General features: G+C 64.0%; 10 protein-coding genes and 3 riboswitches. Of the genes, 4 read left to right on the plus strand and 6 right to left on the minus strand.

What is annotated here, in order from left to right; genetic code table 11:
• Positions 1-38 precede the first annotated feature (38 nt).
• Together PE058_RS05530 and PE058_RS05535 are read right to left on the minus strand one after the other, a co-directional pair.
• Positions 39-695: a 4'-phosphopantetheinyl transferase family protein gene (locus tag PE058_RS05530; protein WP_271030073.1), complete on the minus strand. Its 657-nt coding sequence runs from the start codon at positions 693-695 to the stop codon at positions 39-41.
• Positions 692-5365 (minus strand): MupA/Atu3671 family FMN-dependent luciferase-like monooxygenase, encoded by a 4674-nt coding sequence (locus PE058_RS05535; RefSeq protein WP_271030074.1) that lies wholly within the window; start codon positions 5363-5365, stop codon positions 692-694. The genes PE058_RS05530 and PE058_RS05535 overlap by 4 nt, the downstream gene beginning before the upstream one ends.
• Positions 5366-5706: 341 nt before the next feature.
• Here PE058_RS05535 and PE058_RS05540 point away from each other — a divergent pair, with 341 nt between their 5' ends.
• The 3 genes from PE058_RS05540 to PE058_RS05550 all read left to right on the plus strand — a co-directional run bounded on the left by PE058_RS05540 (position 5707) and on the right by PE058_RS05550 (position 8261).
• A complete protein-coding gene (locus tag PE058_RS05540; protein WP_020084361.1) occupies positions 5707-6276 on the plus strand; it encodes a TetR/AcrR family transcriptional regulator in 570 nt (189 codons plus the stop codon).
• Positions 6277-6490: 214 nt separating this feature from the next.
• Positions 6491-7372, plus strand: coding sequence for a quinoprotein relay system zinc metallohydrolase 2 (locus PE058_RS05545; RefSeq protein WP_271030595.1), 882 nt, complete (start codon positions 6491-6493; stop codon positions 7370-7372).
• Positions 7373-7412: 40 nt separating this feature from the next.
• Positions 7413-8261: a quinoprotein dehydrogenase-associated SoxYZ-like carrier gene (locus PE058_RS05550; protein ID WP_020084363.1), complete on the plus strand. Its 849-nt coding sequence runs from the start codon at positions 7413-7415 to the stop codon at positions 8259-8261.
• Positions 8262-8362: 101 nt separating this feature from the next.
• On the opposite strand, the gene PE058_RS05555 is transcribed toward PE058_RS05550, so the two are convergent.
• The 4 genes from PE058_RS05555 to cobO form a co-directional block, all read right to left on the minus strand.
• Complete coding sequence (locus PE058_RS05555; protein ID WP_271030075.1) at positions 8363-10471, minus strand: TonB-dependent receptor plug domain-containing protein; 2109 nt, start codon at positions 10469-10471, stop codon at positions 8363-8365.
• 245 nt (positions 10472-10716) lie between these two features.
• Positions 10717-10955: riboswitch (cobalamin riboswitch) on the minus strand.
• Between the two features lie 103 nt (positions 10956-11058).
• The gene (locus PE058_RS05560) at positions 11059-12105 is read right to left on the minus strand and encodes a DUF6925 family protein (RefSeq protein WP_271030076.1); all 1047 of its coding nucleotides are present in this window, start codon (positions 12103-12105) and stop codon (positions 11059-11061) included.
• A gap of 181 nt (positions 12106-12286) precedes the next feature.
• Positions 12287-12500, minus strand: a riboswitch (cobalamin riboswitch).
• A 117-nt stretch (positions 12501-12617) separates the two neighbouring features.
• Positions 12618-14099: a cobyric acid synthase gene (locus tag PE058_RS05565; RefSeq protein WP_271030077.1), complete on the minus strand. Its 1482-nt coding sequence runs from the start codon at positions 14097-14099 to the stop codon at positions 12618-12620.
• A 5-nt stretch (positions 14100-14104) separates the two neighbouring features.
• Positions 14105-14716 carry a cob(I)yrinic acid a,c-diamide adenosyltransferase gene (gene cobO, locus PE058_RS05570; protein ID WP_271030078.1) on the minus strand — a complete coding sequence of 204 codons (612 nt, stop codon included), beginning with the start codon at positions 14714-14716 and terminating at the stop codon, positions 14105-14107.
• Between the two features lie 99 nt (positions 14717-14815).
• Positions 14816-15009, plus strand: a riboswitch (cobalamin riboswitch).
• A 35-nt stretch (positions 15010-15044) separates the two neighbouring features.
• Between cobO and PE058_RS05575 the strand changes: the two genes are divergently transcribed.
• Entirely contained in the window at positions 15045-15233 is a 189-nt protein-coding gene (locus PE058_RS05575; protein WP_020084368.1) for a CbtB domain-containing protein, read from the plus strand.
• The last annotated feature ends 6 nt before the right edge of the window (positions 15234-15239 follow it).

A 15239-nucleotide genomic window follows, 5' to 3' on the forward strand; every position in this document is an offset into this window, starting at 1 on the left:
GTGCGGCGGTGCCTCACCCCTGTTTCAGCAACACAGATTCAGCAATAGAGAGCTATGGCGCTCGCGAGCAGGCCGTTGGCCACGCGTATGCGGCCGCGGGCGGTGTGGCCGCGCGGAAACTCGCCGGCGTCGCGCTCGAATGTGGCCTTGAAAGTCTCCGCGCGGAGATCGATCTCGATTGAGAGGTCTTCGAATTCGAGCATTTCCCGCGTCACCGGGAACTGGCACTTGAACGTGCATTCCTTGGCGCTGAAGAGGGCGCGGGCGAGGAGATCTCGCTCGTTTCGCGCGGCCGATTGCAGCCACGCAATTTCCTCGGCCCGGCCGATCGTTTCCAGGACGCCTGGAGGCAACGTCTCGGCCGGTTCCAGGTCGATGCCAATGGCGCGCACACCGTCGTCCGCGCGCCCGACCGCCACGGCGCAATGGCAATCCGTGTGCGTGATGCTGCCGACGTAGCCTGCCGGCCAGAGCGGCATTCGATCGGGGCCTGGGAGAAGGGGCTTTCTAGGAGCGCCGAGCTTTGCAAGCGCGTCATGGGCTGCATTGCGCCCTGCCAGAAACTCACGCCTGCGCTTCGCCACAGCAGGGGCGACGGCTGCTTCCTCCTCGGGAAAGGATGCGGCGAGGCCGTCCCCGATCGCACGTTCGACGATCGCGATGCGTGGGTCGAGGAGGCCCGCGAAGATGCTCACGATACGCCGCGTGTCCGCTCCGGCACGGCCCGGCGTCCCAGCATGGCCTGGCGACGTGCGGCGGCGCGATCAGCAACCTGGCTCAGGTGCTTTCCGGCCTGTCCGCGATCCTGGATGTGTCCCGCAAGACCGGCCACTGTCGGGAAGCGATAGATGTCGGTGATGGTGAGCTCGGGCGCGATGCTGGCCTTGAGGTCGCGGTGAAGCTGGACGGCCAGCAGCGAGTGGCCGCCAAGCGTGAAGAAGTTGTCGAACGCACCGACCCGTTCCACGCCGAGCAGCTTCTTGAAGGCATCCGACAGGCGGAGCTGCAAGTCGTTCGTCGGGGCGATGTACTCGACGGGAGCCTTCGTGCGGCAGGCTTCCTCGGGGCGGGGCAGAGCCTTGCGGTCCACCTTCGCGTTCGGCGTCAGCGGGAACGATTGCATGGTGACGAAGTGCGCCGGCACCATGAAGTCCGGTAGCGCATGACGCACGTGAGCCTTCAATTCCGCATCCGGCACGGGCTCGCGCTCGTAGCGCACGTACGCGACGATGCGCACGTCGTTCGCTTCGTCCTCTCTCGCCATTACAATTGCTTCGGCGACGGCGGGGTGGAGACCGATACGCGCTTCGATCTCACCGAGCTCGATGCGATAGCCGCGCACCTTGACCTGATGATCCGCGCGGCCGAGGAAGTGTATCTCGCCATCCTCGCCGATGCGCACGAGATCGCCCGTGCGATAGACGCGCTCGCCTGGGACGAACGGATTTTCGAGGAAGCGCTCGCGGGTGAGGTCGTCACGGCCGAGATAGCCGCGGGTGACGCCGTCGCCGCCGATGTGGAGCTCGCCCGGTACGCCCGGCGGAACGAGCCGGCGCGCGTCGTCGAGAATGTAGAGCTGCGTGTTGGCGATGGGCGTTCCGAGCGGCACGGCGCCGCTGCCCGCAGCGGTGGCCGGTCCCGTCGAGGACCAGATGGTGGTTTCGGTGGGGCCGTACATGTTCTCGACCGTGGCGGCGGTGGTTTTCCTCAGGTCGTTGAGGAGCGCAGGCTGAAGCGCTTCGCCGCCGATGAACAGGTGGCGGATGGACTGAAGCGCGGCGCGATCCTCGTCGCTCATGAGGATCATGGCGGCCATGGACGGCGTGCACTGCATATGGGTAACGCCGTGGCGGCGCACGAGGGCGGCGAGGCTGCCGTGCTCGCCCATGTCGACGATGGAGTTGCCCTGGGCGTGAACCGCGCCCACGACTTCGGCGAGAGGCTCCAGTGCCTGCAGAGCCACTTCCGTCGAGACGCCGAAGTCGATGAGGCACGCAATCTCGTTGACGCCGATCGCCTTGAGCTGCTCGGTGCGCGCCATGGCGTCGTCGAAGGTGCCGAAGAGGCCGCTATCGTCAAAGTAGCGCAGGAACGCGAACTCGATGATGGCATCGACCTCCTCGGGATCGAGGGTCTGGAGATCGATGTCCATGGGCTGTGTGACGCCCTTGGGCTTCTTGAAGGCGGGGAAGGCCCAGGCATACTGCTTTATCAGCGCCGCGGCGCTTCTGAGATAAGCCTTCATCGGCTCACGGGCGGCCGCGCGCACTTCTTCCCTGTCGTGCCCGATCAAGGTGTGCAGCATCAGCGTGACGGTGTAATCGGCTGGATTGCGCCCGGTCTCGGCGAGCGTTTCACGGTAGATGCGGATCTTGTCCGCGACCTCGTCGATGGATTGGCCGAGAAGATGCGTCAGCACATTGGCGCCGAGGCGGGCTGCTTCGCGGTAGGTGTCCGGATTGCCGGCCGTCGTCACCCAGATCGGCAGCTCCTTGCTGACCGGGCGAGGCTGGGTGAGCACGTTCACCTGCTTGCCGCCGGGAGCGTCGAACTGCACGGCCTCGCCGCGCCAGAGACGTCGCACGGCGTCGATGTCGCGCAGCATGGCGCTCTTGTTGTTGGGCGGCGCGTTTTCCGGGCGCAGCAGGAAGTCTTCGGGCATCCAGCCCGACGCGAACGCGATGCCCGCGCGGCCGTTGCTGATGTTGTCGATGACCGCCCATTCCTCGGCCACGCGCGCGGGGTGATGCAGCGGCAGCACGCAACTGCCGGCGCGGATGTCGAGGTTGCGGGTGACGGCCGCGACGGCCGCACCGGTTACTGACGGGTTGGGGTAGGGGCCGCCGAAGGCGTGGAAGTGCCGCTCCGGTGTCCACACGGCGCGGAAGCCGCGTGTGTCGGCATAGCGCGCGCCCTCGAGCAGGAGCTGATATTTCCGCGGGCCGGCTCCATCGTCATTGCCCCAGAAGTAGAGGCTGAAGTCCATGGGCGCATTGGCGCCTTGCCGGCGTTTCGCGGTGGTGGAGGCGCGTTGCTGGCTCGTGTGGACGACAACGGCAAAGCCGTTGGCCAGCGTCCAGAACAGCTCGAGCACCGAGATGTCGAACGAGAGGCTGGTTACAGCCAGCCAAACGGGCTGCGTGTCTGCCGCGCGCGGAATGCGATCGTCCATTCCGGCGAAGAAGTTCACGACGTTCCTGTGCTCGACCATCACGCCCTTGGGACGCCCGGTCGATCCAGAGGTGTAGATCACATAGGCGAGGTTCGCGGAGGTTGTTTCGGTCTGCGGGGCCGATGCGGCGGCGCTCGCCTTGGAAGCTGCCTCCTCGACCGACAGCACATGGACGGCGCTGGTGCCAACCGGCGGCTGGAGGCCCTTCTCCGTGAGGATGATGGAGAGGCCGCTGTCCTCGATCATGAGGGCGATGCGGTCCTTCGGATAGGTGGGATCGAGCGGAACGTACGCGCCGCCCGCCTTGAGGATCGCGAGCGCGCCGACGACGAGGTCGCACGACCGGTGTACGTAGAGGCCGACGAGCGTATCCGGCTTCACGCCGAGGGAAACGAGCGTCTCTGCAACGCGGTTGGCTCGTGCATCGAGATCGCGGTAGGTCAGTTTCTCATCCTCGCAGATGAGGGCTGTCGCGTCGGGCGTGCGCGCTGCTTGCTGTTCGATCAGGCGATGCACGAGTGCGGTGCGGTCGTAGGGGCGGCCCGTCTGGTTGCGGCCGACGAGCAGGGTTTCGACTTCCGCGTCCGACATGAGCGGAAGATCCGCGACCTTTTCGGGTGCGCTCTTGCTCGCTAACGCCGAGAAAACCGCCTGGATCTGACGTGAGATCGCATCGAGAGCGGTGCGCGGCAGACGAGCCGTGTCAGCGAGAACGTCAATGGCGTGTGCGCTGGGCGGAATGACGAAAGTGAGGATGCTTCCCGGGAGAGGCTCCGAGCTGGTGGATCCGCCCGTCAGTCGAATTGCGACCGTGGCGCGGCCGGGAGAAAGCTTTGGATTGCAGTTAACGAGATCTCCGGCATAGCCGCGGCGGCGGCGGGCTTCGGCCAGCTCCTTTGCGACGGAGGTGGAGAGAGAAGCTGTCGTCGTGTCCGATGCGACCTCGAGAGTCAGAGGGACGGCCGGTGCGATATAGCCCGCGAACGTAGCGCTGTCCGCGGCGAGGCGGTCGCCGACGAGGGCGATCCGGAAGCGGGACTGGTTGCCTGTGCGCGCAAAAAATGCGGCAAGCGCCGAGACAGTCCGCTCCGCCTCCCAGGTCTCGGGCAGGGGAAGCTGGATGGTCTCATACGCGGGGATCGCGCCGTCGTCTTTTGGCAGCACGCCGTTGAGATCGGGATCGCGCGCCTCCGTGAGGCGATCGCGGAAATAGCTCTCGTTCTTCGCCAGCTCGTGCGTCAGCTCCGTGAGCCGGATGCTTTCGTCTGCGTCGACCGGGCGGATCACCTCGCCCTTGGCGAGAACCGCGCTGGGATCGACAGCCTCGCCCGCGCTGTCGCGGAGTGCCTTGATACGCACGCTGCCGTCGGCTGCGGCGAGGGTGGCGCCGCTCTTGTCGACATCGATCACCGTTCCAGGGCGCGCCGCGACGCTCGTCGTGTCGATTTCGAGATCGGTCACGGCGTAGGCGCCGGATGCGGTTGTGATCTTGGGCAGGCAGAGCGGGTTTGCGTAGCGCTGGCCGAAGGAGAGCGCGCGCTGAAGACGTCCGATCTGGCTGACCGACTGGCGGAAGTCTAGGGTGGCGGCGGCTTCGGGGCGTTTTGTCTTCCCGAAGTAGAGGCGCTCGCCGAAGGATTGCGGGCGGCCTTCGAGGCTTCCGCTCTCGATCTTCTCGATCAGCTCGGAGAACGAGGCAATGCCAGCTTCGAAGCACTTCGTATTCAGCGTGAGCGCTGTGTCATCGTCGCTGATCTCGAAGGCGCGCTCGGCGTAGATCGCGCCCTCGTCGATCCCCTCCGACAGTGCGTGCCAGGTGACGCCGTAGCCGGTCTCTCCGGCCAGGATGGCCCAGACCGGCGTGTTGAGGCCTGCGTAGCGAGGCAGAGGGCCATCATGGAAGTTCGCCGAGCCTTCACGCGCGCGCTGCCAGACACCCTTGGGGATGAGCCGGAGATTGGCGATGCTGAAGAACCAGTCGTAGGTGTAGGGCGCGAGATCCTGCTCGAGGCTGGCGCCGGGCGCCAGGGTCGGGATGCCGTGCCCTTTGGCCCAGGACGCGACCTGATCGTTGGCCGTAACGACCGCTTCGATCTTGTGCTGCCGCTCTCGCAGCGCCTCTCCGCATTGGACGAGGAGCGATTCATCGCCCATCACCACACACGCAATCTTCTTTGCTGCGGTTTGCGTCATGTCAGCCCTGTAGAAATACGACGTAGGTTCGGAGACCGCCCTGGAATTGACGGGAGGCGGCACGCATCAGGAAAGGTCACTGTTTTCAGTGCCTTGGTCCGCATCCCTCTGGTTCCCGTTTGGGCGCATCTTAGCTTCTTTGCCACCATCCGTCAGACGAGCCCGAGCACATGGTGAAAGCGAACAATTTTCTGGATTCTAGCGCGGAAACCCCCTTCACTTCCGTGGGCGGATAGAGTGATGGTTAACGGCGGGTGCTCGCAATATCATCCGGCGCTTCGGGAGCGGGCAGCCGGCGCGCTCGATTGACAACCTACCAGTTGGTAGGTAAAAAGTGGCAAATGACGACCATGGATACCAAGACAGCTTTGCTCGCGGAGGCGGAGAGCCTCGTGCGTACCGTCGGGTATGCTGCTTTCAGCTATGCCGACCTTTCGGAGCGCGTCGGGATACGCAAGGCCAGCATCCACCATCACTTTCCCACCAAGGAGAGCTTGGGGAACGCGCTGATCGACTCTTATCTCGAGCGCTTCCAGGCTGAGCTCGCCAAGCTTTCGGAGCGCCGGCTCGACACCAAGGGCAAGCTTCTGGCTTACGGCGATTTCTTCGTTCAGGGATTACGCGATCGGCAGATGCCCCTTTGCGGCGCATTGGCTGCAGATGCGGCCTATCTGCCGCCTTCGATGCAAGGGCGCGTCGAGCATTTCTTTCGTATTCATCTCGAGTGGCTGGAGCAGACGCTTCGCTCCGGTGTGTCGAGCGGCGATGTTCGCGCCGATCTCAAGCCCGAGCGGGCGGCGCTTCTCGTGCTGAGCACGCTTCAAGGGGCAAGCCTCGTCGCGTGGGCCTTGAAAGATCCCAGCACCATTCGTCCCGCCCTCAAGGAGGTCGTGGACAGCCTTGCGACGTAATTTTTTGGATCGATAGACTACCGACTGGAAGGAAGTCGGACCGATGGAAAAACTGGCGGATCGTTCGCGTCTTGAAGGAAAAGGTGCGGGAAGGCGAAAAGCCCTCGCGCCCGACGCGGAGTTGCTTTCGCGGGAGATCGAGGCGGCACATTCCCTTTCGCGCCGGACCTTTCTTGCCGCAACGTTCGCATTGGCTGCGCCAGTACTGCGATATGTGCCTGCGCGAGCGGGTGCGCCGTCCGCACTTTCGGTAAGCGAGGTGGCGCCGGGGGTCTTCGTTCATCAGGGGCTCTACGAGGAGCAGTCTCCGCAAAACAGGGGTGATATCGCGAACGCGAGCTTCATCGTCGGCAAGGACGCTGTGGCGGTCATCGACACGTCGGGCAGCTTCAAAGTGGGCCGGGAGCTGCACGCCGCGATCCGAGGCGTGACGGACCGGCCAATCAAGTACGTCATCAACACGCACATGCATCCAGATCATGTGCTGGGCAATGCGGCCTTCAAGGCGGACAGCCCGGACTATGTCGGTCATCACAAGCTACAACGCGCGCTCGCCATGCGGGCCGATAGCTATCTCCAGTCCAACAAGCTGATGCTCGGCGACGAGGCGTTCGAAGGCTCGGAGATCGTGCTGCCCACCGTGCTGGTGGAGGACAAGCTGTCGCTCGATCTGGGCGGGCGTAGCCTCATCTGCGAGCCCCAGAAGACGGCGCATACCGATAACGATCTCATCATCACGGATACGGCAACCGACACGCTGTTTCTCGGCGACCTGCTGTTCTCCGTCCATATTCCGACGATCGACGGCTCCATCAAGGGCTGGCTTTCGCTGCTGGACGAGCTTGCGACGCGGAAAGCGGCGCGCGTGGTGCCGGGGCACGGACCTCCAGCCATGGAGTTCCCCGGCGCGCTCGATGCCGAGCGGAAATACCTGTCCACGGTGGCCAGCGATGTCCGCAAGCTGATCGCTGACAACAAGACGATGAGCGAGGCCGCCAAAACCGCCGCGCTCTCGGAACGGGCGGATTGGAAACTGTTCGACACCTTCCACGTGCGAAACGTGACCACGGCGTTCGCGGAGCTGGAATGGGACTGACCGAGACAAGAGCAACAAGATCAATCGAGGAGGATAGCCGGTGAGCAGGATTTTCAAGGTCGGAGGACTTGTCAGCGACGTAGGGCGCCGCACAGCGATCGCGGTTGCTCTCGCGCTTGGTGTGGCGGGAATGTCTTTGCCTGCCGTTGCCGGCGATGAAGACCTTTGGCCGTCGCTGCGCAAGGAAGTCTTCGGTGAAAGAGCGATCGTCGAGGGCGACGGCCTCATTGTGATCGACGCGCCGGAGCGGGCGGAGGACGCAGCGATCGTTCCGATCACCATGCGCGTGCCGCCCAGCGTCAAGGGCGCGCTGAAGTCGCTCACGCTGATCATCGACCAAAACCCGGCGCCCGTGGCAGCCGCGTTCACGTTCGGTCCTGCCGCCGGGGATGGCGGCGGAGAGCGGCGCATGACCACGCGCGTACGCATCGATACCTACTCGTATGTGCGCGCCATCGTGGAGACCAGCGATGGCACGCTGCACATGGCAAAGACTTTCGTAAAGGCGTCCGGCGGATGCTCGGCGCCCGCACCCAAGGATATCGACGGCGCGAGTTCGGATCTCGGGAAGATCGTCGTGAAGAGCTTCGATCCTGCGCTCGAGACGACGCCGCTTCGGGAAGCGCAAATCATGATCCGTCACCCGAACATCAACGGGCTTCAGATGGACCCGGTAACGCGCGCCTATACACCTGCGCGGTTCGTGAAGACGATGACGGTCAATCGGGGCGAGGATCTCGTTTTCCGGGTTGAGACCAGCATCTCGATCTCATCCGATCCGCACTATCGCTTCACCTACGCCAACACAAAGAACAACGAGCTCGACGTCGTCGCCATCGACACCGACGAGACCGAGTTCAAGGGCGAGACCCGTCACAAAGGTCTTTGACGGTTGCAAACGGAATGCCCGCAGCCGGTGTGGTTTGGCTGCGGGCGCGCGACGAAGTGACGGGAGCGTGGGGGCACTCCATCGCTTTCCGAGTTCTTCTCTTAGCGATACTTGGCCCAGTGGGCTGTAGAGGGATCCTCGAGCTTGATCCGCACGCCGCCGTAGGCTGCCAGGCCAAGCGTATTGTAGCCCAGGATCTCCTGATACTGCTCATCCAGCAGGTTATCGACACGTCCGAAGATCTCGAACTGCGGCGTGACCTCGTAGGATCCCGCGATGTTCACGAGCCAATAGTCGTCCAGCACGACGTTCTGGAAGCTCACGAAGTCGGTGTCTTCCGTCTGGCCGTTGTAGATCGCCGCAAGGTTGAGATTTCCGCGGCCACCATCGAAGCTGTAGTTCACGTCGCCACGCCCCGCGTGCTCGGGGCGGCGGATCTCGATGGAGCCGTCGGGGTTGGAAGCGTCGAGGTAGGTGTAGCTGGCGCCGATTGTCAGGCCCTGCATCACGGCGAGACGGCCTGAAATCTCCACACCCTTGCGCTCGCTCACACCGAGCTGATTGTACATGGAGTTACCGGAGCTGGTGATCTCGTTCTTGAGGTCGGCTTCGAAGTAGGTCACGTCCAGGATAGCGCGGCCCTTGAGGAAGCTGAACTCCACACCGGCGTCCCAGCTGTAGGATTCCTCGGGAACCAGGTTCGGGTTTCCGATGAAGTTACCGAGAACGGTGCCGAACTGCTCGAACATGCCGGGCAGGGCAACGCTGGTGCCGGTGCTGGTGTGCGGCCTCAGGCCGATCTCAGGCAAATTCAGCGACGCGTTGACGTTCCAGGTCGTGAAATCGGCGAACGTATCGTTGTTGTCACGACGGATCGTGCCGCCCACGAACAAGCGGTCGTAGAAGCCCGTGCGGTATTCGCCGACCGTCGCCACGTGACCGCGCTCGCGGGTGAGCGCGTCGGTGTAGCTGTATCCCGGGGTGAACTCCTCGTCCTTCTTCTCGATGAAGCCGCTGATGCTGTGCTTCGATTGCAGAAGCTCAGGTGTCGAGAAGCGATAGGTGGCGAGGTAGGAGTAGGTTTCGGCGATGGAGTCGTTCGTTGAGACGCCGCCCCAGGGGCCCGATGCGAAGTACCAGGAGTCCGTGTCGGTCCGGTTGGCTTTGACCACGTGCGTGAGCGCGCCTCCCAGCATGTCCCACCGCAGGTTCACGCCGCCGAGAAAGAGATCCGTCTTGGAATAGTCCGGCGCATCGCCCACGCTGTTGTAAGGGGTTTGGGGGCGCGGCATGTAAAGATCGGGGTCGGAGTTGACGAGCTTGTGCGAGTTGCGCACGAAGAAATCGAGCGTCATGCCCTGCATCAGGGTCACACCGCCTTTGACGTTGATGCTGGAGTTGTTCCAGGGATCGTCTTCCGTGCCCCAGATGTCCCAGTTGAAGCCGTCCTGCTCGCGGTAACCGGCGCTGATCGCCAGCCAGAACTGGTCGGTGCCGCCGGAAGCGCGGGCGGACACATCTCGCGTGCCATAGCTGCCGAACTCGGTCTTCGCAGCCAAGGTGATCGGGCCCTTGCCGCCCTTCGTGATGACGTTGACGACGCCACCGATCGCCTTCGAGCCGTAGATACCGCTCTGTCCGCCGCGAATGACCTCAATGCGCTCGATGTCGTCGGCCATGAGGTTCGACCAGTCGAATTCGTTGCCGGTGGCCGCGGAGGCGTCGATGCCGTCGATGAGCACGAGGGTGTGATTGCCTTCGGCGCCGCGGATACGGATTTGCGTGATGCCGCCTGCACTTCCCGATTGGCTGACCGAGACGCCCGGCAGGCTGCGAAGCGCGTCGGCGGCATGGCGGATCTGCTGCGCCTTGAGCTGGGCGCCGGTCACGACTGTGATGGCTGAGCCGATCTGATTGGCGGGGACGCCGGTCACGGTCTGGCCGTCGCCGCCGTTCGATGTAAGCGCGGCCGCATCAGCGGAATCCGCGGGGCCAGGGACGGCGTAGGACGACGGCGAGCCAGTGGTCTTGCTCACCTTTGTTTTGGGCTTCTCGACGGTCGCGCCTTCGACGACCAGCGGCGGAAGCTCCTCCGCTTCCTGGGCTACGGCGGGCGTCGCGAGCGTCACAAGCGTGGCGCTGGTCGAGAGCAGAAGCGCTTTCAAGACACCTTTTGGCGCCGATGTCGCGGCGATATTACGATACGTCACAAATTCCCCCGTCACGAGTGATGGACGGGAACTCCGGCAGGTCGGCCCGACGGCTCGCAACGGCGGCACACAATGCGAAGGCGCCGCAAGTATCGCGGCACGATGCATTGCCCGCCATACGCGAGCGTTCTTGGTTCTCAAATCAGGTGGGTATCGAGACCCTGGGCATGCCTGACGTTGCTCCCATTCGGTTGCACATCAGCCGCCACTACGGGTAACCGTTCCAACGCGCGTCCCGCACGTAGGATGGGCGACTCGTGCCGGCAGGTCTCCTGGCTCACGGCTCAAGCGTCTCTTTACCTGCCTTCCCGGTTGCCCAATTGGGGGCCGCCAGTGGCGTCGTTGGTAGAGACTCGCCGTTTACAGTTGCGGGAGCAGCCTCGGCTTCGACGTGCTGCGCTTTTCAGCGCTCGCGTCACACCGTGTTCCCTCTTAGTCGCCGCCTGCTTGCGCAGATGGTGACACCGTCACGGTTCTTAGAGCGCCTCAAGGGAGGGGCAGAGTCAATGTGCAAACCTCGAACTCTTCCAACAGCACCTCCATGCGAGACACATCTGCCACACTCCTGATGTGGAGCGTTGCGCAGGTTACTCGTCGTCGCTCTCGGAGGCCCTGTCGAACTCAGCGCGCCAAGCTTCTATACTCTGCTGCAAAGCTTGATCAGCCGATGCTTCGCTGCGCCGGATCAGTTGGCGGATGGCATTTCGCAGCGCGGCTCTTTCGAGGCGGGTTTGTGGCTCGTCGAAGTTTGCCGGATCTTCCCGGTTCTCGATGGCGCGCCACACACGCTGCTTCGTCGCGGTGTAGGCAGGCGGTCCGAAAGCTGCGAGATAGTTCTGGAATTTTACGAACAATCCATCGTCGTAGGGAGTGTCCTCACCCAGTGCGCCGATGACGGGGTTGCCGGGATAGAGGAACGCGCACGGCGTCAGGCCGTCGGGGATTGGCGTGTTCGCCGAATGCGTTCTGCGCGCGGATAGTAGTTTGGGCAGCACGTGGGTGTGAGGACCTGGCGGCGAGACGCCGCCCGTGTCCGGCCCGCCGATCTTCTGATAAACCTCGGCGCGGCCGAGATGCGATATCACGACCCGGTGCGGATGCTGCGAGAGGATGGCCATACCGGCCTCGGTGGCGAAGGTCGGTTTACCGCAGCAGCTCCTGAGCACGCGCAAGAGATCCGGATCGCTGGTGCGCACGCAGAAGTCGATTTGCGGCTGGGCAAGGCCCACATCGAACAGAATGGAACCTCGATCCTCGGGGCGGATGGCGTCGCGATCGATGCCGAGCTCGGTCAAGGCCTCGCGCTGAGCGGCTGCGGCTTCCGCGTCGGGCAGGCAAAGCGCGATGCCCTGGCTCCAGCGATGGGGACGAGGGCTCAACAACTCGTAAGCGACGGGCTCTACGTTCTCCTTCAGCGCAATGCGGATGGCGCCGCGGCTGGTGGCGCGGGTGAGATTTTCCGGATCGTCGACGATCAACCTCTCGCCCTCGTCCTGGTGATACTCGCCGATGGCGCCGAAGGAGCCGACGCTCCAGCCGCAAGTCCAGCTTCGAAGCTCTGCCTCGAGGAGTGTGTGCAAGTCTGCCAGCGTAACGAAAGCGGGCGATGGAGCGTGTGGATCAAGTGTAGCCATGGCGAGTTCCCCGTCAGAGACGATGGAACGAGAAGCCGCCCGAGGACAGGTATGCCGGAGTTCGGGAGACAAGCGAGACCGCTCGCCGGTTGCCCATCCGTGATGTCCTGACGCTGCTTCCGTTCGGTTGCGCATCAGCCGCCACTACGGTGAACCGTCCTTCTGCGCGTCCCGCACAGCAGGTGGGCGACATGTGGCGGCAGGTCTCCTGGCTCACGGCTCTGGCGCTTCTCCCGGCCTTCCCAGCGATCAGGTCGATCGCCAGTGGCATTGCGAAAGATGCTTGCCGCTCACAGTTGCGGGCGCAGCCGCGGGGTCGACACATGGTCTCACCGCGTTCCCTATTATCCGGGGAGACTTTCGTATCCCGCGGAACCGTCACGGGGCGTATGTGCTCAGAACGTGCGGCAGGGAGTCAATTTAGAAATGCACACGGAGGGGCGGGCGCTGAGGGCGAGAGTACAAATTCGCCACAGAGATACACGTGCCCTGACAGCGAGTTGTGCGCTCTCTTATACCGAACTTGCGAGCGTCGGTGTGCGAGCGATTTCAAGGATGCGGTCGCAATCGAGGTGCGCTTCCAGATGTGCGGCGAGCGCGTCGAGCGTGGCATCGACGCCCGCCTCGTAGTCGTGGACGCCGGACGTCGCGCCAAGCCCATCGAGAAGTGCCGAGCGATACGCGTCGCTCGCGAAGAGGCCGTGCACGTAGCACCCCGAGATGCGACCGGACGGGCTCACGGCTCCGTCGCGTCTGCCATCGGAGAATTGCAGCATGGGGTTTGCGCAGCCCGGACCATTGGTCCGGCCGACGTGCATCTCGTAGCCTTTTATCGGTATGCCGCCGGTCGCCGTACCCGCTACCTCGACCAGCATTTTGTCTCCCGCCAGCATCGTTTCGACATCGAGCAGGCCCAAGCCGCGCGTTGATCCCGCCGGGCCTTCGATGCCGCCGGGATCGGCGATCTCGCGGCCGAGCATTTGATATCCCCCGCAGATCCCGAGCACGTGGCCGCCGCGGCGCACGTGTGCCGCGAGGTCGATGTCCCAGCCGGTTTCCCTTAGCGCTGCGAGGTCTGCGATGGTGGATTTCGAACCCGGCAGAATGACGAGGGCAGCCGTTCCCGGGATCGGCTCTCCCGGCCGGAGGAAGGCGAAGTCGATGCCGGGCTCGAGGCGCAAGGGATCGAAATCGTCGAAGTTGGACAGGCGCGGATAGGCGAGCACCACGACGAGCGGGCGGCTCGCGTCGCCGCTCGCCGTGCGGCCCGTTACGAGCGATTGGGAGTCCTCGGCGGGCAGGTTAGCCGCTTCGGTGAAATAGGGCACGAGGCCGAGCGCGCTCCACCCGGTCTGCTGGGCAATGAGATCGAGCCCGGTTGCAAAGAGCGCCGGATCGCCGCGGAACTTGTTGACGATGAAGCCTTCGACCATGGCTGCATCTTCGGGCGTGATCACCGCACGTGTGCCTGCAAGGCTTGCGAAGATGCCGCCGCGCTCGATATCGCCGATCAGCACGACCGGCACATCCGCAGCGCGTGCAAAGCCCATGTTGGCGATGTCGCCCTTGCGAAGGTTGATCTCGGAGGCGGAGCCCGCGCCTTCCACCAGAACGATGTCGGCCTCCTGGGAGAGCCGCTCGAAGCTGTCGAGCACGGCGGCCATCAGGCGGGGCTTCATGTCGTGATAGCCGCGCGCAGGAGCGTTGCCGATCACGCGGCCTTGCACGACCACCTGAGCGCCGATCTCGCTCTGCGGCTTCAGGAGCACCGGGTTCATGTGGACGGTGGGTGCGATGCGGGCCGCGCGCGCCTGGAGGGCTTGGGCGCGGCCGATCTCGCCGCCGTCGGGCGTCACGGCCGCGTTGTTCGACATGTTCTGCGGCTTGAACGGGCGCACGCGCAGGCCCCGGTTGGCGAACGCGCGGGCGAGCCCGGCAACCAGCAACGACTTGCCGACGTCCGAGCCCGTGCCCTGGAACATGATCGCTTTCATGGGCGTCAGAACTCGATGCCTTCCTGGGCTTTGACGCCGGCAGCGAAGTGATGCTTCACGAGGGTCATCTCGGTGACGAGATCGGCGGCCTCGATCATCTCGGCCTTGGCGTTGCGTCCGGTTACGACCACGTGCAGATTGGGGCGCTTTTCCTTGAGGGCTGCGACGACCATTGCGAGGTCGAGGTGGTCGTAGCGCAGCGCGATGTTCAACTCGTCGAGGATGATGAGTCCGAAGGACGGGTCCGCCATCAACTCCATGGCCACTGCCCAGGCCCGCTCGGCGGCGGCGACATCGCGGGCGCGATCCTGCGTTTCCCAGGTAAAGCCTTCGCCCAATGTGTGCCAGACAACCTGATCCCCGAACTTCTCGACAGCTTTGCGCTCGCCGGTTTCCCAGGCGCCCTTTCCGAATTGCACGACACCAACGCGCAGCCCCCTGCCGAGCGCACGCAGGAGAAGCCCCCAAGCGGCCGTGGATTTACCTTTGCCCTTGCCGGTGTGGACGATCAGCAGTCCCTTCTCCATGTTTTTGGAAGACACTTCCGCGTCTTGCACGGCTTTCCTGTTCGCCATTTTCTCTTTGTGGCGGGCCTCTTCGCTGGTGCCGGTCTGCATGGGGCGATGCTCCTTTTCAAGCGGGGGGACGAGGCCGTTCGCGCCTGTACTGCCGGCCTTCGCGGAGCCGGATTTCGATTGACGCAATGCCGAAACAGCCCTTATCAAACTGGTGACGGTTCCTCGCAAGAGGATTGAACGGGAATGCGGTGTCGCCTCGTCATGGCCAATCCGCAGCTGCCCCCGCAACTGTTATCGGTGAGTGCTCGGCCTGAATGCCACTGGGAAACCGGGAAGGCGCTTGAGCGCGGAGAACCGAGAGCCAGGAGACCGGCCGTCGAAACTATAAGCTCGTGTGGCCGCGGAGGGGCGGCCTGGGAGAATTGAGATGAACACGCAATCCTACACCTCTACGACCGTACCTGCGGAAGGCACGAGAAGCGAAAGCCTGAAGGCCGCGGCGCTTGCGCTCGTGCTGGGCGCCGGTCTCGTCTTCACGGCCGGTTTCTCGCATTCCTCCACCATTCACAACGCCGGACACGATACGCGCCACGCGCTCAGCTTTCCTTGTCACTGATCGAGG

This window comes from Hyphomicrobium sp. DMF-1 (genome assembly GCF_027886585.1).
Classification (GTDB): domain Bacteria; phylum Pseudomonadota; class Alphaproteobacteria; order Rhizobiales; family Hyphomicrobiaceae; genus Hyphomicrobium_C; species Hyphomicrobium_C zavarzinii.